Source organism: Kineobactrum sediminis (genome assembly GCF_002868715.1).
In the GTDB taxonomy this organism is placed as follows: domain Bacteria; phylum Pseudomonadota; class Gammaproteobacteria; order Pseudomonadales; family Halieaceae; genus Kineobactrum; species Kineobactrum sediminis.
Window position 1 is genome coordinate 60484 of record NZ_PKLZ01000001.1, and the last position, 25791, is coordinate 86274.

The window sequence follows — 25791 nt, forward strand, 5'->3', positions numbered from 1 at the left end:
CGCGGCGCCATAAGATCATTCATTTTCACCCGGCTACCCGCTACTGGCGCCGGGTAATCGCGAAGTTGCCGTTGGCCTGGGCCACTAGCTTGTCGCCGCAGTACACGCGGGCCTCCAGATTTGCCACCGAGCGCCCCCGGTTCAACAGGCTGGTTTCACAGGTAACGGTGCCTGCAAACACCGGCCGGAAATAGTTCATCTTGATTTCAATGGTGGCGCAGGACTCGCCCTTATCTAGGGTCGGATACAAGGCCGCGCCCATACCGGTGTCCGCCAGGGCGTATAATACTGCACCGTGCACCACCTCGTGGGGATTGTGGTGCAGGTCTGCCTCTACCTCAATCCGGCAGGTGCTGGAGCCGGGCTCCTGACTGACAATCTCGAGCTTTACGTGGTCGGCAAAGGGATGGTGTAAAGGAATGGGTAACGATTGTGTCATTTATTATGCTCTCCAAATGCTTTTTTTTGCCAGGGCCAGTGACCCTCAACCTCAAGCTGCAATGTCATGCTCAAAAAGGTGCGAATAATAACAATCAGGCCCAGGATAAGAACATTTTCCATGCTTGCCGTCACAATAATGGTCTGGACGATATCGCCTGCAATCAAAAATTCCAGCCCCAGGATTATGGCGCGCCCGAATTGTCGCCGAAATACCTGGTACGCAAAGCCCTCCGTCATCCGCCTGAAGTTGCGCACAAAAGATAGTGTGGCGTACATCGCGCCAATTATCACCACTGCCACACCTGCGCCTTCAATGGCGTAGACCACCAGCGATATTGCATCGGTAAATTGCATGATCATTTCCTCCCTGTCCAGTCCCGGAGACGTTGATAGCCCCTGAGGATAGCACGCCCGGCAAATATGCCGGGCGAGACGTATTGGGCACCGGATCGAACGTGGGAAGCGGAAAGAACTATTTACGGACTCATGATGGGGAAATCGATATACCCCGCATCCCCGCCACCGTAAACGGCGGCGGGATCACCTGGCGCGTTCAGTGGCGCGTCCACCACAAAGCGCTCTACCAGATCCGGTGTGCTGAGGTAGGGGCGACCAAAGGATATGGCACTGGCAGTGCCACTGGCCACCACTGTGTCAGCTCTGGCCATGTCATAGCCTCCGTTCAACACCAGCGGACCATTATAGACACGGCCTATATCGTCGGTATCAAAGCCGGCCTGCAGCTCCGCCCCACTGCCACTGACAGAGGATTCATTGATCTTCTCCACAATTTCCAGGAAAGCCAGCTCGCGGCGATCAAGCTCGCTCACGGCATGCCGGAACAGCGGCGCCGGCTGGCTGTCGTGGCAGTCCCAGGTGCTCGAAAAAGGTGACAGGCGCACGGCGGTGACATCGGCCCCTATGGCATCAATCACTGCGTCGGTGACTTCCAGCAGGAACCGGCAGCGGTTCTCGACACTACCACCGTAGGCATCCGTACGCCGGTTAACCCCATCGCGCAAAAACTGGTCAATCAGGTAGCCGTTGGCCGCATGGATCTGGACACCGTCAAAGCCCGCTTCCATGGCGTTGGAGGCGGCCCGGGCATACTGAGCGACCACTCCGGGGATCTCCTCCAGTTCCAGCGCTCGCGGCTCTGAGGTGGGCACGAAGCCCTGCTCGGTAAAGGTGCGGATTTTACCCTGGACGGCCGAGGGAGCAACGGGCGGCTCTTCATTGTGCTGGAAAACCCGGTGCGATACTCGTCCCGAGTGCCAGATCTGGCACACAATACGACCGCCCGCCTGGTGAACGGCCGAGGTCACCTGCTGCCAGCACCGGATTTGCTCGGGCGTGTGAATACCCGGGGTAGCAAGGGTTCCGGTACCCTGTTGCGATATCTGGGTGGCCTCAGTGATGATCAAACCGGCACTGGCACGCTGGCGGTAATACTCTGCCATTGAGGCGGTGGCCAGGCGAAAAGGGGCACGAGCCCGGGTCATTGGCGCCATCACCACCCGGTTTTTCAGCGCTATGGCGCCCAGTTGGGTGGGGCTCAGCAGGGCCTTTGGCACGGCAATCTCCTCTTATGATTTTGTAAAATGTGGATTTACCGGCCATGGTATACGGACCCCTGTCGAGTTTCTGCAAGGTCGCGCCGATAGCCAGTGGCTGGTTTAATAGATTGAAGGGGGTTGGGCGAAAGAGGTTGGGCGAGGGGTTAACGACTCACGCTGGTCGGGGACGGCCGCTTCAGAACCAGGGTTTCCGGCCGACGACGTAGGTTTGTTCAAAATCCTCGTCGGTCTTGGTCAGGTAAATGATGCCCTCTATCAACGCAATCACCCCAAGGATCATATTGGGGACTCCCAACAGGAAGATGGTGATCACCCAGCCTATTGTGTTGGTCAAAAGATATACCAGGCCCGGGCCGGTATAACCCAGATAGAACTTGTGGATCCCCAGGCCACCCAGGAAAATAGCCAACAGGCCCGCAGCGATCTTGTTTTTGGATCCGGGGATAATCGACCCACCCGCGCCCACGGCCCGGTAAATGGCCAATGCCCTCTCACCCTCGACTTCAAAATCCACACTCATGCCCCGTAGTGGCGCGACATCGTCTCTCCACTCTGCCCCTGTAAAGGTATAGCGATTGCCGTCAGCTCCCGAAATGAGGCCGTTGTTGGCCTGCACTGAATAATCTAGCACCTGTCCTTTCATTATTGTCTCCGTATTATTACCGCTTGCGGCCCGCCCGGGCAGACAGAGCTTCGCAGACTTTTATGGCCGGCAAAAGGCCTGCGGGTAAATATTGCAGCCCTGGCGCGGACTTTATCGCGTATAGGTAGTGGGCTTTTCAAGTTCGAGAATTGAATCCGCAAGGTCCTCCAGCTTCGATGCCAGAATTGTCTGGGAATCATAGAGGCCCCTGTTGTAAAAATAGGCACCCAGCTCCCGGGTAAAAAAATCGATCAGGAACTCCGCGTCAAAACTGCCAATATCCTGATCCAGCTCCTCGCGAAAGTATAGTTTAACCTTGCTGACGATCTGTTCCTTTTCACCGTCGCTGAAGTTCACTTCGGACATGGAGATATTCCTGTTTTATAAGAGATTGAAAGGGGCTTAACCTGCAGCCGCGGGTGTCGCTATTGTCGGCCAAATCGCAGCAGCCGCACATCCACAGTAACCGCAAGCGTCTTTAGCGCAGCAGCTTTTGCCAGGCCGACGGCTCCTGCGCGGTATAGATGTGGTGTCATTGCCAGCAAATCTGTGACCTGCTCGACTGCGACGAGGTCCAGAGTGTAACGCACCGTGTCAGTTCCCAGATGGAAGAAACCTTCGGGAGCCGCTTTGCTCGGTGCGCGTCCCGGCTTGAGACTGGGGTAAATGATCTCCCGCAGCTCACGCAAATGATCCGCTCCGGCTTCGGCCAGTAGTAATTCGCCACCGGGCTTCAATACTCGGGCAAATTCCGCATATACCGGGAACCCGAACAGGCACAGGAGCCGGTCAATAGTCTGTGGAAGCACCGGCAGCCCGGCATTGCTGGCCACGACCCAGTTCGGCCGTAAATCCTGTTTGGCCGCCGCCAACACAGCCCAGCGTGAGATATCAACACCCAGCATGAACATCGACAGCCGCTCCCCCGCCGCTGCCGCCAGCTCGCGCAGGTAGTAGCCCTCACCACACCCGGCATCCAGGCAATTGATTACCGTCCCTGGCTGCGGGTGCCCCAGCACGGCCTGGCTTACCGCATCGGCAACCGGTTGATAAAACCCAGCATTGAGAAAACGTCGACGGGCCGCCACCATCTCCTTGCTGTCCCCCGGATCCCGGGAACGCTTGTTCTGCACCGGCAGCAAATGCGTGTAACCCTGCCGCGCAACATCAAAACTATGCCCCGCAGCACAACGCCATACCGCACCATCGCGCAGTAAAGGATCGCCATCAAGAGGGCAGGCCAGGGCCTGAAAAGGGGCTATGCTCATAACGCCTGCGGGGTCAAAAACTTAAGGGGTCAGGTCGCGCTGTGTAGCATACAGCAGAAATGGGGTCACCCCAAAGATGTGCTCATGCGTCCAGTAGCTGGACACTAAACCAGCCGGCCTCATCATACCAGGTCTCGCGCGGAGTGAATCCTGCCAATCGGGCAACGTCCTGAAATCCCTCCACAGTATACTTGTAGGAGTTTTCGGTATGGATGCGTTCACCGGCTTCCAATTGGACTTCTCGCGCTCCCACGCGGACACACTGATCCTTCAGACTCTCGAGGTGCATCTCGATACGGCTTTCAATCGGGTTGAAAAAAGCCATGTGCTGAAACTGCTCAATATCAAAATCGGCATCGGCGAGTCGGTTAACGTGTGTGAGGATGTTACGATTGAACCGTGCGGTGATTCCCTCACTATCGTTATACGCCGCATTCAAAACCGCTTCGTCTTTGCGTAAATCAACCCCAATAAGCAGGGACCCGCCGTCACCGCAGACGCGGTGCATTTCGCGAAGAAAACGGCTGGCGTCAGCGGGCTCAAAGTTACCGATTGTCGAACCGGGAAAGAATAACAACCGCTGCCCTGGAGGTAGCGAAGCGGGCAGGTCCATGCCACCGGTGTAGTCAGCGCATATCGCATGCACGGTAAGCCAGGGATAGCGCTTCACCAGATTTCGGGACGCTTCCAGTACATGACTTTCGGTAATCTCCAGTGGTACATAAGCGCCTGGTCTAAGCGCATTCAGCAATAATTCCACTTTCTCGCTGCTACCGCTTCCGGGCTCTATCAATATACGGCCGGTACCCAGCGCTGCAGCGATGTGACTTTCATAGCGCTTAAAAATATCGCGCTCCGACCGGGTCAGGTAATACTCCGGCAAGACTGTAATACGATCAAATAAGGATGCACCCAAACTGTCATAGAAAAATTTGGGCGACAGCGATTTCGGTTGGCTGGCAAGCCCGGCAAGGATCTCACTGACTGCGTTCACGGAGCTGCGTGGCTGCCGAACAAATGACAGTCGGCTCTCGCCTTCGCCGTCGAGGGGTATCGGGGCAGCCGGTGCGTTCATGTAAGCCATTGCAGTATCTCCATGATCATCGGTAGTTGGGAAGAACCATTATAGTGATCGGGCCAGGCGCGCACCCGAGAATTGCCAGCGATCACCGGGATAAAAGAAGTTGCGATACGTTGCGCGGATATGCGCCGCATCACTGACACAGGAACCACCGCGAAGAATCATCTGGCTGCTCATGAATTTACCGTTATATTCGCCCAGTGCACCTGACGCGGGCATGAATCCCGGATAGGACAGGTAGCTACTGGCGGTCCATTCCCATACATCGCCAAACAGTTGGCAAAGGTCGTCAGACTGAGTTTGCCGCCGTGGATGGAAGTGCTCACAGCCAGCGAAGTTGCCCTCGACGGCATAACCCGAGGCGGCGTGCTCCCACTCTGCCTCGGTGGGAAGTCGAGCTCCGTACCAGCGTGCAAATGCGTCTGCTTCATAATAGCTCAGATGGCAGGCCGGAGAGAGATCATCGAGCGCCATATCGCCACGAAGGCTATACTGCCACCATTCATCATCTCTCTGGTACCAATACAATGGTTTGGTCCAGCCCTCTTTGTCAATGAGATCCCAGCCTTCCGCCAACCAAAGTTCTGAGCGACGATAGCCGCCGTCTTCAATGAACGCCCGATAATCGCCATTGGTGACTGGTCTTGACGCCAGGACAAAGGGCTCCAGAAATTGCCTGTGTCGCGGTGTCTCGTTATCGAAACGAAATCGATCTTCCCCGGCACCAATGGTGACTACCCCGCCAGCAAATTCATGCCAGACAGGCGCCGAAGCCCGCGGGGGAAAGGCTTGCTCGGGATCTGCAGGGCGATAGACCGGCCGCAATGGATTGACGTGAAAGCTGTACTTGAGATCGGTCAGAAGCAGCTCCTGATGCTGTTGCTCGTGATGCAGGCCGAGTTCAAGACGTGTGAGAATCTCCGCCGCATCAGGGCCGGCATCCACTCTATCCAGCAGTGCTTCAATTTCCCCATCTATGGCCTCTCGATAACGATAGACCTCGCTTACCGTCGGCCTCGACAAAAGCCCTCGCTGGGGTCTCGAAAAGGGTTTCCCAACACCGTTGTAGTAGGAATTGAACAGATGCTCGAACGCCGGGTTCCATTCCCGATATGACTCGCCAAGCGGCTTGAGAATAAATGTCTCGAAAAACCAGGTGGTGTGAGCCAGATGCCATTTGGGTGGACTGGTATCAGCCATCGCCTGCAACCCGTAGTCCTCTGTCTCCAGGGACTCGCACAATCGTACGGAGTTTTGCCGTACTCGCTGGAATTCGCGTCTTAGCTGTGGAGCTGAAAGCATCCGGGCGTCCTGTTTCACAGTATTTGAGTGTTTTATGATTGTAGAACTGAATCGATTTTGCAACCTGCCTCCTGTTTGAACTTTTAACCGGGGGGCCAGCCGGGTTGCCAATCCTGCTCCGAGTGTCTACACTTTTTTATGGAAGTGAGTCAGCTGCCCGCCTGAATACAGGCAGAGGTATCTGGCCGAATCAGTACCCGGTAAGAAAAAGAGGATCGCGCTAATGTCTGACCAACCATTCCTGACCGATGTTAAAACCCTGCGTGAACGCGCGCGAAAGCACATTGAAGAAGGCGCCGTAACGCAAGGCTACGGCGCTGATCGTGAAACGGTCCTCAAGGTCCTGAACGAAGCACTGGCAACAGAGTTGGTCTGCGTATTGCGCTACAAGCGCCACTACTATATGGCCGAAGGCCTGAATGCCCAGGCTGCACAGCATGAGTTCCTTGAACACGCTGAAGAGGAACAGCAGCATGCTGACCAGATAGCCGAGCGCATCACCCAGCTTGGAGGTGAACCCGACTTCAATCCGGACAACCTGACTTCACGCAGTCATGCAGAGTACAAAGAAGGTAACTCCCTGGCGGATATGATCAAGGAGGACCTGATTGCGGAACGCATCGCCATTGAGTCCTATCGCGAATTCATCGTCTATCTTGGCAATGATGACCCTGTGACCCGTCGTATGATGGAAGATATACTCGCGACAGAAGAAGAACACGCAGATGACCTGGTTAGCCTGACAGCAAGGATGAATAGCTGACAGAGGTTTGCCGAAGCCAATGGGGGTGGCCAGAGAGCTGGGGTCAAGAGAGCTGGGGTCAGGTCTCGCTTTGTAGCATGCCATGGACAACTACTACCCCGACTGGCTTGCACCAGAAAGCTTATACAGCTCAAGCGCATTGCCGCTCAGTACCTTCTCCGCCTTATCGGTTCCCAGAGCCTCGACTATGAGCAGGACATCCTTATCGCTGAAAGGCCGCGGTGCTCTCGTGGATGGCAGGTCGCTACCGAACATTAATGCGCCAGGGTTCGCCGCATTGAGTTCTCGTAATGCATGGCTGACGTTAAAATCAGCCCTGCCAAAGCCACTGGCTTTGACCCTGACTCCCTTTTCGGCGAGTTTTACCAACAACGGCAGCCCGGCCTTATCAAGCCCAAGATGATCTATACTGACCGACGGCAACTCGAGAATCCGGGAATACAGCTCCGCTATTCCCGCAGAATCGATATATAGCTCCACATGCCAGCCGGCCACTTCATATACCCTCGCCGCCATTACGCTCAGACTACCGACATCGGCTGAGCCGCCACGCTTGAGATTAAAGCGAACAGCCCTTACGCCTGCGTGATGCAGGCGCAAAATTTCGACATCGGTCACGCTGGCCGGCAATTGGGTAACACCGACAAAAGAAGGCCCAAGCCTCTGTAGCGCATCGAGTAAATAGTCCTGATCAAACGCCTGAAAGGAGCCGGATACAATAACACCACCGCACAGGTCCCAGGACGCCATTCTTTTGAGGTAATCAGCGCAGGTAAACTGGTCCGGGATGTAGGCGTTATTGCTTACCAGTGGAAATTCGTAATTGATGATATGAAAATGGCTATCAAATAACGGAGCAACCAGCCCCGGGGTCAGGTCTCGCTTTGTAGCATCCATTAAAATATCCAGTCGTCTATAGTTCTACAGCGATGTGTCTGGCTAATACAAACAGCGGCTTGACCAAATTATCGCGATCCAGGGCGAGGCGCGCCCAGAATAGAACATCAATGTGCTACAAAGCGAGACCTGACCCCCGTGGCGTGACACTGGGTTATGGCCCGGGTTTTTCGTTGATTGCCTCGATCACAGCGAACCCACAAACCCCATACCCCAGACGCAGGGGCTCAACCTCTTTTATCAATGCCAGCGGTTGGGACAGTGTCTGCACCCGGGCATGTAGGGAAAAGCTCGCGTCCATGAGGAAATTTTCAACCTGATCAGCACTGTAAAAAGTCGCCTCCTGGTAAAAGGTACTATCAGACTGGCGTGCTTCATAATCGAGCCCCATGGCGCTATCGCGGTCAATGAACCCGATAACGAAAATACCGCCGGGCTTCAACACCCGTCGTATCTGGGTAAACATAGTGGCGGGAGAGTCAACAAAACAAAGGGTGGTTACAACCAGGACATGATCGAAACTGTCATCCGGATACGGAAGTGCTTCGGCGACGCCTTCGTCCGCTTCAATCCCCCGTTTTCTGGCAACAGCCAGCATCGCGGGAGAGGGATCAATACCCACCTGAATTCCCAGCGGCGCGGCAAATCGTCCGGTGCCTACGCCGACTTCAAGGCCTCTACCTGTCAGGGGAACAAAGGGTCTCAGAGCCAACAGCTCTGAAATATATGCTTCTTTATGTCGATCAAACCAGCTTTCATAGCGCTCGGGATGTTTTTCAAAGGCGGCAGTTTTGGCCATTTGACAGAATCTCCTGTAATGCGTACGTGGGATGTGATCAGCAACATGATGCTATGAATTACTATAGAAGATTCCCGGGATTCTGGTGGTGATTGTAAAAATTCGAAAAACAGGGCGTAGATCCTCGACGCCCGAAAAAAGCGGCGAAGCTACCCCTGATCGCGGGCTAGAAGCTTGATCCGGGCTGCAATAAAAACGACTCTTCGTCCGCATTGGAAACACGGCCAAGAATCCGGTTTCGGTGAGGATATCGACCAAAGCGGTCGATTATGGCCTTGTGCCTAAGTTCGAACTGGTAATTCTTCGGAGCCGTATAGTCACGGAAAAGCCTTTCTGCCTCGACGTGAATTAACGCTGATTCACTGTGCATGTAGGGCATCAAGAGGAATGTGCGTTCCGCCTGGGTGAGTTGCGAAAGCAGGTTTGCCGCCACCGCCTCCTGCGCCAATACCAGCGCAAGGGAATCCTGGGAAAAAGCCGCTGGCGTATTCCGGTAAATATTGCGCGAAAACTGGTCGAGAACAATGATTTCAGCCAGCCGCCCCCTGACATGCTCCCGCCAGGAGAACAGTTCAGCCTGCATGGCCTTCACTATAAGATGCTCAAACTTACGCTGGATGAGAGCATCAAGTTCCGGATCAGCAACCCACCATTGCTTCGTTTCTATTTCTTCAAACCAGAATGCGAGGACTGCGTTATACATAGTCAACTACGTGGGGTTTGGCGCAATCTACAGCTGATCCGGAAGTCCCGAGAACTCCGGGACTGCCCTCAACCGCACATCCGCGGGCGTAATGGCTATTCCATTTGCCTTGATATCGGCAATCAACCAGGACATTTCCTTGATCTCTTTTCGCTGGGTCAGCAAAATTTCATCTGCCAGCCTGCGCACACGTGGGTCCATAATCTTGGCCCGCTCACTGGTGAGAATCGCAATAGAGTGATGCGGAATCATCGCTTCCATATAATCGACGCCGGTAACGGTTATCTGACTGCGCACCAGACCGAGAGCGGACAAAAACAACAGGCCAGCGCCAATGAAGATCGCCAGGTTTAGCTTCGTGTTCTGATACATCCCCAACATGAACGCCAACATGATGACCATCATGGCAGCGCCCATAATCAATGTCATGAATATGCGTGTTTCGCTGAGCCTGGCATGACCGAAAATCTCGTAGGAATTCAAATACATCAACAGGTACATCACCACAATCGCTGTCGCTATCATCAAGAGAAATCTTGTATAGCCCTGATTCTTCGCTTTTTCCATGGTATCTGGTGCTCCGGCACTATCGCTATGCATACACAGCAACAAATGAATTAAAAAACGGACTGCAGCTATTGTGGTAGTTACTGGCAACCTCAAATATTAACGTTCGATTAAATCAGGGTAGTGCATAATCCCGGCTTTCGCATTGGCTCAGGAAGGGAGCTCGGGCTTGACCACCAGCAATCCTGATGGGTCCCCGTCCTGCACGGCTATCTTCGCGTGGGCCTTACCGCTAGAGAATCGCACTACCTGACCCGGCAAGAGCTCAATGTCCACTTGGCAATCGTTTCCACTGACCAGGCTGATGCGCATAGGGGTGGAAAGTGTATTCTCAATAGTGGCTGTCTCGCCGGGCGTCAACTGCTCGGTGCCATTAACCGGTTTAGTCATTGCCTTGGCTCCCTGATAATCGTTTCGTTGATTCAGCATGGATCCATTCAAGATGCATAAAATCCAAATAAGCCGAGCTTCAGTAATTGATTTTGACGACGTGGGTTCCCCGAGGCTACAACAGTTAATGCATCGGCACGATCTTCCTGGCGTGTCACGCCATAAAGGTTGTGAATCCAAGCGCCAGGTAAGCTATATAGCCGAGCAGTAGAATCCCGCCCTCACCCTGACTAAGGCGCTTACCCGTATATAAAAATAGCAATAAAACCACTGATGCGCCCAGTACGACCCATTGATCAAACTGAATAATTCTCACATGGACCGGGAGTGGTTGTAATAAAGCAGAGACGCCCAGGACACCAAGGAGATTGAAGATATTGCTGCCGAGAACATTTCCGATGGCGACATCAGCATGCTTTCTGAATGCTGCGATTATCGAGATCGCCAGCTCAGGCAATGAGGTGCCTACAGCGACGAGCGTTAATCCTATTACCGCTTCAGAGACTGAAAAATATTCTGCTATACCCACGGCGCCTTTCAACAACACCTGCGCGCCACCAATCAAGAGGGCCAGTCCGAACAATACGAACGCCATGATCCATACCGAATTCCTGGGTAGGATCGTAACTTCCTCTCCTTCGGCTTTATGCAAGTCAGCGGAAGGAGCTGAACCGAAACGTTCTGTCCAATATGCCCATATCAGGTAGGCCGCGAAAGCTGCCAATAGAATAGACGCATCCAGCCTGCCAAGAGCATGGTCGCCGGCCAGAAGCAGGAAAAGAATAGTAGCGGAAACCACTGTAATTGCATCCCGACGCAATACCAGTGGCTTTACCAGCATCGGCGAGATCAGGGCACAGACACCTAGAATCAATAGGATATTCGCAATGTTACTGCCAACGATATTGCCTACCGCAAGATCCGGCTGCCCGCCAATCGCCGCTTCTATGGAGACGACCAATTCGGGGGCCGAGGTTCCAAAACCGACGATGAGTAGGCCACTAAGCAAAGGCGAGACACGCAGGCGCACCGCTGCCGCCAGCGCACCCCGGATTAGCATTTCGCCCCCCGCCACCAAAAGCATGATCCCCAGGGCCAGCAAGAGAATATTTACCATCGCTCAATAATCCCTAATCTTGATGTTTATAGGAGAAACATTCGCTGTAGCCTTCAGTACGCCAGATCGTCGCTCAATAGAGAATCATCGGAATCAGTGGCTTCAGCCTTAACACGAGTATCCTGTTCGTAAGCTTTGATGATCGGCAGGGCCCTGTCAATATCGGCATCTTCGACAAAAACGTTTGCAAATCCCAGAGGAGACAGCTCGCCAATGGCTCCCTGTAGATAATGCCCGCCTACATACGACTCTATATCATGAGCCTCCAGCATACCCGCGACGATATGGCCTTCAATGATATTGGCTGCTCTGTAGATGATTTGCATGTCCCCACCAGGATTTTCTGTAAGATTCAGGTTCATATACGGTGATTCCGAAGGATTCACGTGGCCATAATAAGGCATTTAACAATACATCGATAATAAGCCCCGGCGCGATCATGACCGAAAGCAAAGATACGCTCATTTACACAGCGCCAATAGTCACCTTTTCAAGCACACTGGCGCCGACATAAGCACCGTCGAACGCTGCTATACCCATGCTGGCTCCTGTACGGTCAACACCTGGTCAAAGCCCTCTCGTCCTACTGCAACGGTGGATAATCAATATACCCGTGCTCGTCGCCGCCATAAAAGGTACTGTCGTCCCATTCATTAAGTGGTGCGTTCTGGTGAAAACGTTCAGGCAGATCAGGATTGGCGATGAACAAACGTCCAAAGGTAACGAGGTCACAGCGACCAGCACGAAGACGTTTGCGTGCCTCTTCCGCGCTGTAAGCACCGTTGGCGATGTAGGTGCCCTTGAAGCCGGCCTGAATGGCATCTATAACGTTTTCAGGGCGGCCATCGGCGAGATTACCCTGGAACGAATCCTCTACCACTTCAATAAAGGCGATATCGAGATCGTTCAGGCGCCTTGCGAACTCGCCAAACGTTTCTACGGGATTATCGTCGTACATGTCATTGAAGCTGCCGGTGGGACTGACCCGAACACCAACACTGTGCTTGCCCCAGACATCGACCACTGCTTCAACCACCATTAATGGCAGCCGGACGCGGTTTTCCACTGAACCACCAAACTGGTCTCTACGATGGTTAGTGCCGCTTTTGAGGAATTCATCCAGCAAATAGCCGTTCGCAGCATGAACCTCAACGCCGTCGAAGCCTGCATCCCTGGCGTTACGCGCACCGTCGCGGAACTGGTCGACGATGTTCTGCATCTCACTGGTTTCAAGCGCTCTTGGCTCTGGTATATCGACCATACCAGAATCGGCGCTGATGTAGGTCTGGGCACCTTTCGGTGCAATGGCCGACGGTGCCACCGGCTTCTCACCGTTTGGCTGTAGTGCCGTATGAGAAATACGGCCCACGTGCCACAATTGCATATAAATCCGGCCGCCGGCACTGTGAACTGCGTCCGCAACCTTGCGCCAGCCCTCCACTTGTTCTGGCGAATGAATCCCCGGTGTGAATGCGTAACCTTTGCCTTGCGGCGACACCTGGGTAGCCTCGCTGATAATCAGGCCCGCGCTCGCCCGTTGCCGGTAATACTCTGCGTTCATCTCATTGGGAATGTCACCGGGCTGGCTGGAGCGGGAGCGGGTTAGCGGCGACATAAGCACGCGATTGGGTAATGTTAATAAACCCAATTTGTAAGGCTGGAACAAGGGATCATCGGAATTTGTCATTCCACATCCTCCTGGCGATAAAAGATAATTGACTACATCAGTATATTAGAAGCTTGAGAAAAGACAGGTTGTGAACTTACTGCCTGGCGCTATTCTGCCCAGTTCATTTCAAGCTCTTAAGAGAGTCCACACCCCTATACCCACAAAACCGATGCCGGCAATGTAATTCAGGTTTTTCTCGCTTACATACTGGGAAATGACGCCGCCTGCGAGTACGCCAATTCCAGATGCCACAATCAATGCCAAAGAGGCGCCGATGAAGACAGTCATCTTGCTCACATCCTTATCGGCGGCGAAAAGCATCGTAGCCAATTGGGTTTTGTCGCCAAGCTCCGCGATGAAAACGGCGATGAATACGGTAACCAGTACTTTATATTCCATTAAAATGACTCTTTACGGGGTTCAAATGTGTGCCAAATCCTGCGATGCCAGGAGCATGGAGCGATATCAGTGCCTTCCATAAATTTCTGCTTCCAGCTATTGGCAACTCCGGCCTATTCTACACGCTGGTGAACAATGCAGGCAGCGCCACGAATCGGATTATTTCCATAGGGTCATCGAGAGTGCCTATTATTTGTTGGCATGCGCCTGGCGCTACAATGCGAGACCTGACCCCGAAGATATGACCCCGAAGATACTGACCTCGAAAATATGACGCCAGGCGTCCAACTCCATGAGCAGATACGGCAGTTCAGGCGAGCTCAGCAATGAACTCCGCAAACCTCGCCAGGGGCCTGGCGGCAAAACCGTAGTCGGGGAAGGTGATAGCCGTTGACCTTAATCAACGCCAATTCGACCCAAGTCGTTACCCTAGAGAGCCAACTCAACCGATCCAGATAAACCAATGCAAAGAGCCCAAAAAAAATCGCTGTTCCGCCAGCGCTCAACCCTGATTGCCGGCCTTATTTTCCTCACCGTGGTGATCTGGATGCTTTCGGGCGCACTGGACGATCCGGAGACAACCCAGAGCGAGGAGACTGCTATAGAGCAGGCTGATGAAGCGATGTCGGTGCGGGTACTGGAGTCGCGCAGGCAGGTCATTCAGGATCAGGTCATGATTAGCGGCCGCACCCTGGCGGATCGCAGTGTGGCCGTGAAGGCAGAAACGGACGGCGTGGTCAGGAGAATGAATTTCGAGCGTGGAGATCGAGTAGCCGAGGGAGACTTGCTGTTGGAATTGGCGATGGAGAGCCGGGATGCCCGATTGCTGGAAGCGCGCTCGCTACTGGAACAGCGAGAGATCGATTTTCGGGGGGCACAGTCGTTATACAGACAGAACTCGATTTCGGAAACGGAGCTGGCCAAAGCCAGGGCGGCGCTGGAATCGGCCCGGGCGCAATTGAAGATGGCTGTGCTGGAAGCCGAGCGGACCCAGATCAAGGCACCCATTGAGGGAGACATCGAGACCCGCGATGTGGAAGTAGGAGATTTCCTGAGTCGGGGTGCGCCGGTAGCCACGATAGTTGACCTGAACCCGATCCGGGTGAGGGGTTTTTTGTCTGAGCGTTACCTGAACCAAATCAAGGCGGGCAGCCGTGCCGAGGTACAGCTGGTTAATGGTTCTACTCGCGAGGGCGAAGTATCCTTTGTGGGCCGGGTGGCCGGAGCGGCGACACGCACCTTCCCGGTGGAGGTGCTGCTAGACAACACCGATCGCACAATCATCGAAGGTCTTACGGCGGAGATTACCCTCTTTGCAGGCGAGCTTTCCGCGCATCGTCTCCCTTCCTCCATGCTGACGCTGGCCGATGATGGCACCCTGGGCGTGAAGGGAGTGAACGAGGCCGACAAGGTGGTTTTCTATGCAGTGAACGTAGTGCGGGATACGCCAGAGGGTGTATGGCTTAGCGGCCTGCCTGAGTCGGTCCCCCTTATCGCGGTAGGCCACGAGTTCGTGAGCGCCGGACAGCGGGTAGAGACCGTACCTTACGAAGGACTTGAGCCCCCCGGGGAGCGGGAATGAGTGGTTGGATCGAGGGGTTGTTCAAGCGCCAGCGGGCGGTACTGTCCGCGCTGGTGTTGTTGCTGATTGCGGGGACCTGGGCCTACCTGGATATCGCCAAGGAAGCAGAGCCGGACGTCGATATTCCTTTTATTTTCGTGCACCTGAGACTGGAGGGGGTATTGCCGGAAGATGCCGAGCGATTGCTGATCCGGCCCGTGGAAGTAGAACTTCGCGGAATCGAGGGATTAAAGGAAATGCGCGCCAGCGCCTTCGAGGGCGGCGGCGAGATCGTGTTGGAATTCAATGCCGGGTTTGATGCCGACGCCGTATTACAGGACGTGAAGGACGCGGTGGACAAGGCGGAACCCGAGCTGCCCACCGATGCCGAGGACCCCGTGGTCCAGGAGATAAACACCAGCATTTTCCCCATCTTGCTGGTGACCCTGGCCGGAGATGTACCCGAACGCACTCTCCAGCGATTGGCGCGCATCACCCGGGATGAGATCGAATCCCTGACCAGCGTGCTGGAAGTTACCATCGCTGGACAGCGTGAGGAAGTCGTCGAAGTCATCATTGATCCCCTTAAGGTCGAAAGTTATGGCTTGCAGGCCGACGAGATTATTCAGAACCTCAGCCGCTCCAACCGCCTGGTGGCCACGGGAACCCTGGATACCGACGATGGGCGCTTCGCCATCAAGGTGCCGGGGCTGTTCGAAAACGTCGAGGATGTACTCAACATGCCGATAAAGGTCGACGGCGATGCCATTGTGCGCTTCCGCGACATTGCCACGGTCAAGCGTACTTTCAAGGATGCCGAAGGCTACGCCCGGGTGGACGGGCTACCGGCGGTGACCCTGGAGGTCACCAAACGCACCGGCGAAAACGTGATCGATACCGTGGCGGCAGTGCGCGCCGAGGTGGACGCATTGAAGGTCAACTGGCCACCCAATCTGGTTGTGGCCTATAGCCAGGATCAATCCGAGTTCATTGAGATGATGCTCACGGATCTCGAGAACCACGTGGTGAGCGCCGTGGTGCTGGTGATGATTGTGGTGGTCGGGGTGCTGGGATTGCGCTCCGGTCTACTGGTGGGCATTTCCATTCCCGGATCTTTCGTGGCGAGCATTCTGGTACTGCATCTTATGGGCTACACCGTGAACATGGTGGTGCTGTTCGCCCTCATCCTGACCATCGGGGTGCTGGTGGACGGTGCCATCATGGTGGTGGAGTATGCCGAGCGCCAGATGGCGGCGGGCCAGAACCGGCATCAAGCCTACGCCGTGGCAGTGCAGCGCATGGGCACTCCCATTATTTCAGCGACCCTGACGACCCTCGCGGCATTCCTGCCGATGCTGTTCTGGCCCGGGATCGTGGGGGAATTCATGCGTTTCTTCCCAATTACATTAATCACGACCCTCACTGCGTCCCTGTTAATGGCCCTGATTTTTGTGCCCACGCTGGGCGCCCATCTGGGCCGCACCGGCGCGGAATCTGACTGGCAGCGCCGTAACCTTCAGGCCGCCGAGCACGGCGATCTGGATAAGGTACAGGGAGTGACACGGCACTATCTGTATGTACTCGACAAGGCACTGGACTACCCGGGCCGGATACTCACGGCCACGATAGCCGCGCTACTGGCGGCCTGGTTCCTGTACGGGACTTTCGGCAAGGGTGTTGAATTCTTTCCCAAAGTGGAACCTGATTTTGCGACCTTGCTGGTACATGCTCGGGGTAACCTGTCGGTGGATCAGCAGGACGCGCTGGTTCGCGAGGTGGAACAGGAAGTGCTGGCCTTTGGGGATTACTTCGAGAGCGTCTACGCACGCACCACCGGCAGCAGGGGCTTCAGTTTCATGGAGGATGTGGCCGAGGATGTAGTAGGCCGCATCTCGGTGGAATTCGATGACTGGGACAAGCGCCCTCCCGCCAACGAGATTCTCGAGGACATCCGCAAACGCACCGATCAACTGGCCGGTATCGAGGTGGAGATACGCAAGCTGGAGGCGGGACCGCCCGTGGGCAAGCCGGTGCAGCTGTTGTTGAGCGCCCGCGATCCCGCCAAATTGCCACAAGCGGTCGCAACAGTGCGCCGGCAATTTGAGTCCATGGAGGGGCTCACCGATATCGAGGACGACCGCCCACTGCCCGGTATTGACTGGGAGCTGGAGGTGGACCGGGCCCAGGCGGCCAAGTTCGGGCTCGACGTGACCGCCATCGGCAATGCCGCCCAACTGGTCACCAACGGCTTGCGGATCGGCAGTTACCGGCCTGATGATACCGACGAGGAAATTGATATTACCGTGCGCTACCCGGAGCGCTGGCGCACCCTGGACCAGCTCGACCGGCTTCGGGTAACGACGCCGGGTGGTGCAGTGCCCATCAGCAACTTTGTCGACCGCAAAGCCACCCCCAAGGTGGCCAATCTGCGTCGGGTAGACTCGGTTCGCGCCATGGCGGTGCGCGCGAATACGGCGCCCGGCGTACTGGCGAACAACAAGGTACAGGAACTGCGCAGCTGGCTGGACACCGACCCGCTCCCCTCTGGCGTTCGCTATGAATTCAAGGGCGAGGATGAGGAACAGCGCGCCGCCGAGGATTTTTTGACGCGTGCCCTGCTCGTCTCCCTCTTTTTGATGGCGGTGATTCTGGTTACCCAGTTCAACAGCTTTTTCAGTGCCGCTTTAGTACTTTCGGCGGTGATCGTATCCACAATTGGCGCCGTGCTGGGCCTGCTGCTCACCAGCCAGACCTTCTCCATTGTCGTGACCGGGACCGGAATCATCGCCCTGGCGGGCGTGGTCGTTAACGACAACATTGTACTGATCGATACTCACGATCGATTACAAAAAGACATCGCCGACCCCCGGGAAGTGATTTTACGCACGGGCTTGCTACGACTTCGCCCGGTGGTTTTGACAACCGTGACTACCGTTCTGGGACTGATGCCAATGATGCTGCGCATGAACATCGACCTGTTCAACCGCGAGGTCGCCTTTGGCGCGCCCATTACCCAGTGGTGGCAAAGCCTCGCCACTGCCATCGTGTTCGGCCTGGGATTTGCGACGGTGCTGACCCTGATCATCACACCCTGCGCCCTGATGGCGCGCGTAAAGCTGCGCGACTGGTGGCGCCGAAAAAAGGAGGCCCGGGGGTCAGGTCTCGCATTGTAGCATTTGGTGATAGCGCGTGAATGGCTGGGGCCAGGTCTTGCTTGGTAGCACCGATGCATTATCAATGCCGTTAACGCAGATATTCAGTCGATGCTACAATGCGAGACCTGACCCCATATCTGCATATCCACGCTTCTCAGGTGCCGCGGGAAAATCATCTCTGCTTCAGCAAATCCCTGATTTCGGAAAGCAATACCTCCTCTTTTGATGGAACAGGTGGCACAGCAGCCGGTGTGGCTTCCTCCTTTTTCTTCATTGAATTCATCCACTTGATCACCATGAAAATTGCGAATGCAATAATCACGAAGTCCACAGTGGACTGGATAAAGTTACCGTAGTTCAGCGTCACCGCCGCCACATCGTCCGTCCCCTCCTTCAGTGTAACCGCGAGATCGGCAAAGTTGACATTGCCGAGCAGCATGCCCAGAGGCGGCATAAGGACATCCGCAACGAATGACGAAACAATTCTTCCGAAAGCTCCGCCAATAACTATACCAACGGCCATATCGACAACATTGCCCCGCATTGCAAATGCCTTGAATTCCTTTGTTATACTCATCTTTCGCTCTCCTTGAGATTAGGTCGTGTAGGTTGCCCTTATCTCAGAATAGCCGCCGCGTATAATTTTTCATGTGTATCCAACAATTCATGAAGAAAAGGGATGCGATACCGCCAAAGCCTAAATGGCTCCTGCTGCTGGTTTAGCCGCCGGGAGATGGCCGCCAGCATCTTTCTCGCCGGCTCGTCCATATAGCAGGTCGTAGGAGTGACCGGGATATTTATTATTGGCAGAGCATATCTATCGCACGCACGCCATCATCGAACAATGAGAGTACCTGCAGAAAACTCGCCTCCGGCTTTACGTTGAGTTGCAGCCGCGCCCCGGTGACTGGGTGCTGGAAGATCATGCCGGTGGCTGCGAGCATTAGCCGTCCCTGGCCAAAGCGCTGCGCGAAGTAACGATTGTGCCGACCTCGTCCGTGGCTGGCGTCACCGATGATGGGATGGCTGACATGTTTCATGTGCCGCCGCAGCTGGTGCTTACGACCTGTTTCGGGATAAAGGACGACGAGGCTGTAGCGGCTGGTGGGATGGCCTTCAATTTCCACCGGAATCTCCGTCGCGGCCAGCCGGCGGTATCGTGTACGGGCCTCGCGCACAGATTGAGGCTCGTCTTTGCGGCGTCGGTCCGTCGGCTCCTCTCGTAACGGGTGATCAATAAATCCCTGCTCCGGCGTCCACCCCCGCACCATGGCCAGGTAGGTCTTATGCACCTCCCCAGCCATCATTGCCTTGCCGAGGGCGCTCGCGGTGTCCGAGTCCCGGGCAAAGACCAGCAACCCCGAGGTGGGTCGATCCAGCCGATGCACGGGATATACATGTGCACCACCATTCAACGACCGCGCATATTGCAGGGCAAATTCCGTTTCGTGACGATCGATAGGGCTACGATGCACCAGCAGCCCGGCGGGCTTGTGGACAATCAGTAACCACTGATCACGATAAACCTCAGTAAGCGGGTTTTCCGCCGGGAAAGATCCGGTATCAGCCGCATCACTATTCAAAAACGGCACTCCGCCATCTTCCGGATCTCGACTGGTTAATTAACCCCTCTTAACAAGGCTGATCAGGTATAACAATATAACAGCGCCAATAGTTGCCATCACTATCGAGCCCAATAGTCCGCCCGTTGTTATGCCGAACAAACCGAACAGAAAACCACCCAGGACGGCCCCCACAATCCCCACAACAACATTGCCCAGTATGCCAAAGCCGCCACCCTTTACTATATTGCCCGCGAGCCAGCCAACCAGCGCCCCGATTGCTAAAAATATGATCAAGTTAATGATATCCATGGTGCCTCCACTTGGTTTTACTTGCGTGACTCTTTATCCAGCTCCTTGCGCCTTTTCCTTTCTTCGCGATCAAGCTCTCGGGCTTCCTTGGCATACTCGCGTTCCCGCTCCTCATGCATCTTCCTGGATTCGCGATCAGCCTCTTCCCTATCTTTACGGTATTCTCTGTCGGCTTCCTCCCGACCCTTTCTTTCCTCGCGATACATCTCGTCCCTGTGTTTGCGTTCCTCCCGGTACATTTCGTCCCTGTGCTTGCGAGCTTCACGACTCTGCTCTGCACCGAATTCACGTGATTCATGTCGCTGTTCTTCGTGATGCTCTCGCGCTTCGTTGACCTTATCGTCTGCGTTGGCCACCACGGAAACTGGCAGCATTAAGAACCCTAGTAACAGTGCTGTTTTTTTATTCATTTGAATTTACCTTTGGTTAAATAGTAACGCAAATCATTCGGCAGCGCCTGGCTAGTATGCTTCGTTTTCATCGCGCACTGATACCGACAAATTTCCCATCGAGTCCACCGCCAGATTAAATACTATGGGCCTGCAGCACACCTGGCAATCCTCGATATACTGGTTTCCTGCCTCCTGCTGATCTATGAGAACCTCAAGGGGTTCCCCACAATAAGGGCAGTCTACAATGTGTTCCTCTAAGGGTTCCATGGTCTTTTAGTTAACCTCGATATCAGGGCGCGAAGCAACGTGCCAACGAGTTCTTCCAACGGATCGCGTATTTATCATAGGTTTTCACATTCCCGAAAACTTATGGACCCGGCACTCGCAGGCGGCATATCAACTGTTTGTTTTCTTCCGGATGTGATCAATGACTGCACCATGCTCTTTCTGTGGGCTGAACATCACGATATCGGTATCTTCCTCCGCCCTGACGCTGTGACCGGGAGGCCAGTAAAAAAGATCGCCGGTTTCCGATGTTTCCTTTCTGCCATCGGTATATAGCGCAGTGATAGATCCCTCTACTACATAGCCCCAGTGGGGACTCTGGCAACTATCGTTCTCAAGCCCATGCAATAGCTCTGTGATATCGGTTCCTGCACCAAAAGAAAAGTATTCAGCGCCCATCTTTCCGTATCCGGTTACATCGCCAAAATCTACCTTCTGCCTGGCGGTTGCACCCGGAACCGAGATTACAACGGGAATATCGTCTTTTGCTATACGCATAACACTATCCTCTACGTTGTCGTGCCACATCGTAGTGGCTTATGGCAATAATATGATGTCGCATTACCTGCCTCGCCGGTGTTTACCGACTGGTCGCAGTATGGGAGCTAAACGTACTTTGAGCCCACTACGCGGTAAAGTAAACAATAGCTGCACAATATCAACAGCTACCGCACGCGAGATCAACGGCTCTCTCTGTTTCCTCATCGCCTGCCGGACCTTGACGATTTGCGCCCTTATGAAGATCTACAAATAACTGGTATTCGTTCAGCCTCGTATCCTTTATTGATTGCAGCTCTAACCCCCAGAGCACAGTGATAAACAACGAAGCCGTAGTGCGGCGCCAACAACGCCTATTGCTTGCATCCTGTCGTAACAGCGGCACAGGCTGCCGCCAATGCTCCGAGGATGAGAACTCCGTCAATCCTGACCCCAAGCCGGGCGGCACCGAAAACCCCATAGAAAAGCCCCATCATGGCAAGCACCAGACACCACGACCTCGATCCCAAACCACCCAGTATCAATGTAAACCCAATCACGATTGAAAGCGTTGGGCACGGAATGAGCCCAGTGGGTGCGGCGTACAAATACACCAGAGAAGTCGTATTATCAAGAAAGTGGGGATACAACCATCCGAACCCAATCATCAAGGTTCCAGGAGTGGCTAGCCACGCTGGCGCAACTTTTATCTTCCCGGGCGACAAGCGTATGGCGAGTGCGACCAAAACGACACCTGTCAGCGCAAAAGAGGCCCCATTGAATGGATTCCCATGGACCCACGCCAGGAAGCTCACCGAGAAAAACGGAAACGCTAACAGTATGCCAATGGTGCGTCTCGTCGGCCGCCTGCCAGAAAGGAGCCACAGAACGAGAACCGCGAAGTAGACGTGCCACGTATTTGCTCAGATGATGGCATCGTTATCCTGTTCGCCGGGGTCTCTCCATACACGGACTCCCGGGTATATTGCTGACGACCATAGAGGTCAAGGCTGGCGCCATATTGATCAAGCAAGATGCAGGTCGCGCCAGAGCCGACCTGAAAAGACTTTCAGCCGCCGCCGACCTGGCCCGTGGACGCCTGGACGACCTATTGCGGGGCCCACTCATCGACGAGGCACGTGCGCGACTCGTTGCGGCCGAGTCGGCACTGGAGACGGGCCGCCCCGAATTCCAGCGCAGCACCGCAATTGTCTAGCTCATTTTCCCTGTAGCGAACCAGTGCGAACATTCCGGACCGAGTTCCGAAGCGGCACGTTTTTCGTAACCGGCAATGCCTTCGGCAGAAAGGACATCACGCCAGCGCCCGTTTACGCCTTTATGAATAAAGGTCTCTGCGCCTCCATCCCAGAAGGCGCCGCCCAGAGGCACACTCTTCGCGGCGTTGGCTTTCATGTAATCAAAGCTGCAGTGCTCAAGAATCTGCTCCCATTTTGACTCATCTATGGGTGAGCCAATAAAATCAGCGATACCACGAATCTCACTGGCCATATCAGCTTTCAGGTTCGCAAAATGCACCAGGTGCACATTGGGCAAATCCCGAATGGCCCACCATGTTCGGGCATTGTCCCAAAACGACCAGAACGGAAAACCATCCTTTTCAAGCCACTCGTCGAAATACTGAGCGATTGATGGGCAAGGCCGCTCGATTGACGGGCCCACTCTGCCGGGCGTGTTGTTCAGCGCGTCATACCACGCTTCATTGGCTTTTAGATGATGATTGTAGAGACTCCAGACTACATCCCGGCCATCCCGACCTATGTAGATATATTTTGCTTTATCGGAAAAGACCAGCGCATCCACAGGCAAGTGTGTTTTCAAAAAACGGCGATGTGTTTGCGCCTCGATAGCGGGTAGCTTGACCTCTTTGGGTGGGACCCGCAAATCAAGCCAGGGGGACATCTCTGCTACCTCCAGATCCTCCTCGCCGGAAAAAAGTAGCTGCGAGATGACCTGTTGCATCCAGGTCGTGCCCGACTTGGCGTAGGTGGAAATAACGATATCGTCGTCCCGGAAACGGAAGTCGTTCCAGATGGTTGAATCGAAGTGATGGCTGTGAAGTTCTCTCGTTTTTGCTGGAAGACTGTTTTCGCCCATTGGTCAATCTCCAATTTTTATAATTGCGCATCACACGGCACACGGCACACGGGAAACTGCAGACGATCATAGCTCAACATGTGCAAGCGATACACAAAAGACAAATCAACGTATAATCACCGGATGAATAAAACACTGCGACCCAGGGACGCCGCAACCCTGATCATCATTCGCGACGGACGGGAGCTGCTCCTGGGCTCCCGCAGTTCAGCGCACCGCTTCCTGCCTCATCACTATGTTTTCCCCGGCGGGCGGGTCGATCCCGGCGACGCCCGGGTTGCCTGCCCGCACCCCCTGGAAGCACAGGTGGAGGCACGTCTGCGGCGCAGTGTCACCACCGCACGCGCCCGGGCTCTGGCAATGGCGGCGGTACGCGAGACCTTCGAGGAAACCGGTCTGATCCTGGGAACACCCGTAGCCGGAGCCTCGCGCAGCCGCTCACCGGGCTGGAGACCTTTCCTTGCGCGGGGCTACATGCCTGCCCTGCACCATCTCAACTACGTTGCACGGGCCGTCACTCCGCCCAACCCGGTGGCACGTTTCGACGCGCGGTTTTTCCTGGTCGATGCCCGCCACCTGCACGGTGAGTTGCAAAGTAATGGTGAACTCGAGGACCTGCGCTGGGTGCCACTGGACGAAATCGACCACCTCCCCCTCATCGGCATCACCCGTTTGGTGGTCGAGTTATTGCGGCAGCGTCTGGAGCAGCCGGACGCCAGCCCGGAGCAAATCCCCCTGTACCGGGAGCTATGGGGTAAGGAACTGCTGGAGCACCACTGAGGGCCCGCCAATCGGACGGGGCCTCGCGCATCAGTTTTGCATTGGAATGCCGTCATCCCAACGAAACCCGACACCCCCACTTTGCCAAACTCCGTTGCCAAGTGGGTTGGGCCCATTAATGTCAAGAACCAGTGGCAACCCAAAGCCAGGCGCAAAATCTTTCACACCTCGAACCGTGCTGCGATGCATGATGCGCAGGCCCTGTTTTTCGGCTGGCATATGAGCAGCGGTTGAAGCACGATGCGCTACAGCCAGATTATCGATAAAAACACAATCATTTTCCTGATACTCAAACGCAATAGTATAGCCATTGTCCAATCCATGACTAAGAATGTCATTGTATTGGTGGCATAGCTTTTTTAACTCATCCGCCTCCAGCAACCTGAAGTTTTCCTCATTCGCCAGCTTTTCAATAACTGCTCCGGTCATTCCCAAATGCAACCAGATAGACTTCCGCCTGGAAATCGTGTGTTCATGCACCAATGGGTGCACTACGCCCGAGCTTGAATTCACCGAGGAAAGCCTGCTCCAGAAAGACTGCAATTGATCCGAAAGCGCGTCATAGGCCGCCCCCTGATGAGCAAACTCTGTCCCCCCACCATTCTCCGCCGGACGAATGATGTGGTAACCCGAGTGGGAAAAGGTGTCTGTGATGAAACTCCCATCATTGTGCCATTGCGGCCCCACACCCGGGATGCCGTGAACAGGATCGTTTGATAATCTAAAGATATGCCGATTTCCACCAGGCGTTGCCGGATGAACGCCATGGGTGCTATGTAATTCCCGGCCGCCCCACCAGCAGCTCACGCGCAAAAAATCGCCCTCGGTAATCTGCTTTTCATTCTGAAAAACGAGAAACCCGCGGTTCGCCATTTCCACTTCGAGCGCCTGGATGAGCTCTCCAGGTGGTGGCTCCTGGCACGATAAATCAATTCCCTTTACTCTCGCACCCAGCGGAGAAAGCGCCGTGATATCCCCACCAAATTTCTGAATAATGGCGGAATTTTTCGGGTCAATGGTTGGTATCGTCGACATAGATAAACCCAGGGTTTGCCTTTTTGTCACCACCTATAGGGCAGATATGAACAACCCGGCAAAAGATGGACGTAACACTAACTGTGGCATATTTCCGGAACAGTACCAAGTCGCCCCGCCGCGGCACGAACAACTTTCAACATACGGGTTATATTTCCCGTCCTCACTAATCGGTATACTGACTTTTTAACAAGTTGCCACACAGGCACACATCCCGCGAGGCTTTCAATGAGCGATTCCGCCGACTCCAACGGCTTCCTGCGCTCCGCAGGCGAAAATGTCGGCGGCTTCCTCGCGGGGATACCGTCGGCAATACGCGACTTTTTCAGCGGCGTCGGCGAGGGCGCCGGCGTCTATGGTTTTCTGGACTGGGCGGCGCTCATTATCGGTATTGCCCTGCTGATTTCAGCGGCCCGGGGATTCGGGCGGGGGCGGATTGTCGGGCCGGTTCTGCGCGGGTTCATCGGCCTTGCGGTGATGGGCTGGGCGGTTGTCTGAATT

The 25791-nt window shown here is 54.8% G+C and carries 31 protein-coding genes; 6 read left to right on the forward strand and 25 right to left on the reverse strand.

The features are described 5' to 3' along the window. Positions 1-40: 40 nt before the first annotated feature. The 8 genes from CWI75_RS00245 to egtB form a co-directional block, all read right to left on the reverse strand. The gene (locus tag CWI75_RS00245) at positions 41-439 is read right to left on the reverse strand and encodes a PaaI family thioesterase (protein ID WP_101519470.1); all 399 of its coding nucleotides are present in this window, start codon (positions 437-439) and stop codon (positions 41-43) included. Then, positions 436-795 (reverse strand): DUF1622 domain-containing protein, encoded by a 360-nt coding sequence (locus CWI75_RS00250; RefSeq protein WP_101520059.1) that lies wholly within the window; start codon positions 793-795, stop codon positions 436-438. Before CWI75_RS00250 ends, CWI75_RS00245 begins: the two co-directional genes overlap by 4 nt. 122 nt (positions 796-917) lie before the next feature. Continuing rightward, positions 918-2015 carry an alkene reductase gene (locus CWI75_RS00255; RefSeq protein WP_101519471.1) on the reverse strand — a complete coding sequence of 366 codons (1098 nt, stop codon included), beginning with the start codon at positions 2013-2015 and terminating at the stop codon, positions 918-920. A gap of 178 nt (positions 2016-2193) precedes the next feature. Continuing rightward, a complete protein-coding gene (locus CWI75_RS00260) occupies positions 2194-2661 on the reverse strand; it encodes a TM2 domain-containing protein (RefSeq protein WP_101519472.1) in 468 nt (155 codons plus the stop codon). A gap of 111 nt (positions 2662-2772) precedes the next feature. Beyond that, positions 2773-3027 (reverse strand): DUF2164 domain-containing protein, encoded by a 255-nt coding sequence (locus CWI75_RS00265; RefSeq protein ID WP_101519473.1) that lies wholly within the window; start codon positions 3025-3027, stop codon positions 2773-2775. A 59-nt stretch (positions 3028-3086) separates the two neighbouring features. After that, on the reverse strand, positions 3087-3929 hold the full coding sequence (locus tag CWI75_RS00270) for a putative RNA methyltransferase (protein WP_101519474.1): 843 nt from the start codon (positions 3927-3929) through the stop codon (positions 3087-3089). 82 nt (positions 3930-4011) lie between these two features. Next, on the reverse strand, positions 4012-5013 hold the full coding sequence (gene egtD, locus CWI75_RS00275; RefSeq protein WP_206604588.1) for an L-histidine N(alpha)-methyltransferase: 1002 nt from the start codon (positions 5011-5013) through the stop codon (positions 4012-4014). 39 nt (positions 5014-5052) lie between these two features. Further along, positions 5053-6312, reverse strand: a complete 1260-nt coding sequence (gene egtB / locus CWI75_RS00280) for an ergothioneine biosynthesis protein EgtB (protein WP_101519475.1) — start codon at positions 6310-6312, stop codon at positions 5053-5055. 223 nt (positions 6313-6535) lie between these two features. Here egtB and CWI75_RS00285 point away from each other — a divergent pair, with 223 nt between their 5' ends. Next, on the forward strand, positions 6536-7075 hold the full coding sequence (locus CWI75_RS00285) for a ferritin-like domain-containing protein (protein ID WP_101519476.1): 540 nt from the start codon (positions 6536-6538) through the stop codon (positions 7073-7075). A gap of 93 nt (positions 7076-7168) precedes the next feature. Here CWI75_RS00285 and CWI75_RS00290 read toward each other — a convergent pair whose 3' ends face one another. The 9 genes from CWI75_RS00290 to CWI75_RS00330 all read right to left on the reverse strand — a co-directional run bounded on the left by CWI75_RS00290 (position 7169) and on the right by CWI75_RS00330 (position 13616). Next, positions 7169-7972 (reverse strand): amidohydrolase family protein, encoded by an 804-nt coding sequence (locus CWI75_RS00290; RefSeq protein ID WP_101519477.1) that lies wholly within the window; start codon positions 7970-7972, stop codon positions 7169-7171. 154 nt (positions 7973-8126) lie between these two features. Next, a complete protein-coding gene (locus CWI75_RS00295) occupies positions 8127-8771 on the reverse strand; it encodes a class I SAM-dependent methyltransferase (RefSeq protein ID WP_101519478.1) in 645 nt (214 codons plus the stop codon). Positions 8772-8937: 166 nt separating this feature from the next. Next, a complete protein-coding gene (locus CWI75_RS00300) occupies positions 8938-9474 on the reverse strand; it encodes a DUF924 family protein (RefSeq protein ID WP_101520061.1) in 537 nt (178 codons plus the stop codon). Between the two features lie 27 nt (positions 9475-9501). Beyond that, complete coding sequence (locus tag CWI75_RS00305; protein ID WP_101519479.1) at positions 9502-10041, reverse strand: DUF305 domain-containing protein; 540 nt, start codon at positions 10039-10041, stop codon at positions 9502-9504. A 150-nt stretch (positions 10042-10191) separates the two neighbouring features. Next, entirely contained in the window at positions 10192-10431 is a 240-nt protein-coding gene (locus CWI75_RS00310; RefSeq protein ID WP_146003520.1) for a hypothetical protein, read from the reverse strand. A 154-nt stretch (positions 10432-10585) separates the two neighbouring features. After that, positions 10586-11548, reverse strand: a complete 963-nt coding sequence (locus CWI75_RS00315; RefSeq protein WP_101519481.1) for a calcium/sodium antiporter — start codon at positions 11546-11548, stop codon at positions 10586-10588. 53 nt (positions 11549-11601) lie between these two features. After that, complete coding sequence (locus tag CWI75_RS00320) at positions 11602-11910, reverse strand: putative signal transducing protein (protein WP_206604590.1); 309 nt, start codon at positions 11908-11910, stop codon at positions 11602-11604. A gap of 221 nt (positions 11911-12131) precedes the next feature. Beyond that, the gene (locus tag CWI75_RS00325; protein ID WP_101519482.1) at positions 12132-13235 is read right to left on the reverse strand and encodes an alkene reductase; all 1104 of its coding nucleotides are present in this window, start codon (positions 13233-13235) and stop codon (positions 12132-12134) included. Between the two features lie 108 nt (positions 13236-13343). Beyond that, a complete protein-coding gene (locus CWI75_RS00330) occupies positions 13344-13616 on the reverse strand; it encodes a TMEM165/GDT1 family protein (RefSeq protein ID WP_101519483.1) in 273 nt (90 codons plus the stop codon). Positions 13617-14079: 463 nt separating this feature from the next. Here CWI75_RS00330 and CWI75_RS00335 point away from each other — a divergent pair, with 463 nt between their 5' ends. Both CWI75_RS00335 and CWI75_RS00340 read left to right on the forward strand, forming a co-directional pair. Next, positions 14080-15198, forward strand: coding sequence for an efflux RND transporter periplasmic adaptor subunit (locus CWI75_RS00335; protein WP_101519484.1), 1119 nt, complete (start codon positions 14080-14082; stop codon positions 15196-15198). Next, a complete protein-coding gene (locus CWI75_RS00340) occupies positions 15195-18350 on the forward strand; it encodes an efflux RND transporter permease subunit (RefSeq protein WP_101519485.1) in 3156 nt (1051 codons plus the stop codon). The genes CWI75_RS00335 and CWI75_RS00340 overlap by 4 nt, the downstream gene beginning before the upstream one ends. 154 nt (positions 18351-18504) lie before the next feature. On the opposite strand, the gene mscL is transcribed toward CWI75_RS00340, so the two are convergent. The 6 genes from mscL to CWI75_RS00370 form a co-directional block, all read right to left on the reverse strand. Beyond that, entirely contained in the window at positions 18505-18909 is a 405-nt protein-coding gene (gene mscL, locus CWI75_RS00345) for a large-conductance mechanosensitive channel protein MscL (RefSeq protein ID WP_101519486.1), read from the reverse strand. 223 nt (positions 18910-19132) lie between these two features. After that, on the reverse strand, positions 19133-19915 hold the full coding sequence (locus tag CWI75_RS00350) for a pseudouridine synthase (RefSeq protein ID WP_101520063.1): 783 nt from the start codon (positions 19913-19915) through the stop codon (positions 19133-19135). 39 nt (positions 19916-19954) lie between these two features. Next, positions 19955-20206, reverse strand: coding sequence for a GlsB/YeaQ/YmgE family stress response membrane protein (locus CWI75_RS00355; protein WP_101519487.1), 252 nt, complete (start codon positions 20204-20206; stop codon positions 19955-19957). A 17-nt stretch (positions 20207-20223) separates the two neighbouring features. Next, positions 20224-20616, reverse strand: coding sequence for a splicing factor U2AF large subunit (locus CWI75_RS00360; RefSeq protein WP_101519488.1), 393 nt, complete (start codon positions 20614-20616; stop codon positions 20224-20226). Between the two features lie 51 nt (positions 20617-20667). Next, positions 20668-20865 carry a CPXCG motif-containing cysteine-rich protein gene (locus tag CWI75_RS00365; RefSeq protein ID WP_101519489.1) on the reverse strand — a complete coding sequence of 66 codons (198 nt, stop codon included), beginning with the start codon at positions 20863-20865 and terminating at the stop codon, positions 20668-20670. 129 nt (positions 20866-20994) lie between these two features. Next, positions 20995-21381, reverse strand: a complete 387-nt coding sequence (locus tag CWI75_RS00370) for a cupin domain-containing protein (protein WP_101519490.1) — start codon at positions 21379-21381, stop codon at positions 20995-20997. 1000 nt (positions 21382-22381) lie between these two features. Between CWI75_RS00370 and CWI75_RS00385 the strand changes: the two genes are divergently transcribed. Continuing rightward, positions 22382-22576 (forward strand): hypothetical protein, encoded by a 195-nt coding sequence (locus tag CWI75_RS00385; protein WP_146003521.1) that lies wholly within the window; start codon positions 22382-22384, stop codon positions 22574-22576. Here the strand turns inward: CWI75_RS00385 and CWI75_RS00390 are convergent. Beyond that, positions 22573-23475, reverse strand: coding sequence for a sulfotransferase domain-containing protein (locus tag CWI75_RS00390; protein ID WP_101519493.1), 903 nt, complete (start codon positions 23473-23475; stop codon positions 22573-22575). The two genes, CWI75_RS00385 and CWI75_RS00390, sit on opposite strands and share 4 nt — an antisense overlap. 123 nt (positions 23476-23598) lie before the next feature. Here CWI75_RS00390 and CWI75_RS00395 point away from each other — a divergent pair, with 123 nt between their 5' ends. Next, complete coding sequence (locus tag CWI75_RS00395; RefSeq protein WP_101519494.1) at positions 23599-24255, forward strand: NUDIX domain-containing protein; 657 nt, start codon at positions 23599-23601, stop codon at positions 24253-24255. Positions 24256-24285: 30 nt separating this feature from the next. Here CWI75_RS00395 and CWI75_RS00400 read toward each other — a convergent pair whose 3' ends face one another. Beyond that, the gene (locus tag CWI75_RS00400; RefSeq protein ID WP_101519495.1) at positions 24286-25290 is read right to left on the reverse strand and encodes a TauD/TfdA dioxygenase family protein; all 1005 of its coding nucleotides are present in this window, start codon (positions 25288-25290) and stop codon (positions 24286-24288) included. 228 nt (positions 25291-25518) lie between these two features. Here CWI75_RS00400 and CWI75_RS00405 point away from each other — a divergent pair, with 228 nt between their 5' ends. Beyond that, the gene (locus CWI75_RS00405; protein ID WP_101519496.1) at positions 25519-25788 is read left to right on the forward strand and encodes a hypothetical protein; all 270 of its coding nucleotides are present in this window, start codon (positions 25519-25521) and stop codon (positions 25786-25788) included. Positions 25789-25791 lie beyond the last annotated feature (3 nt).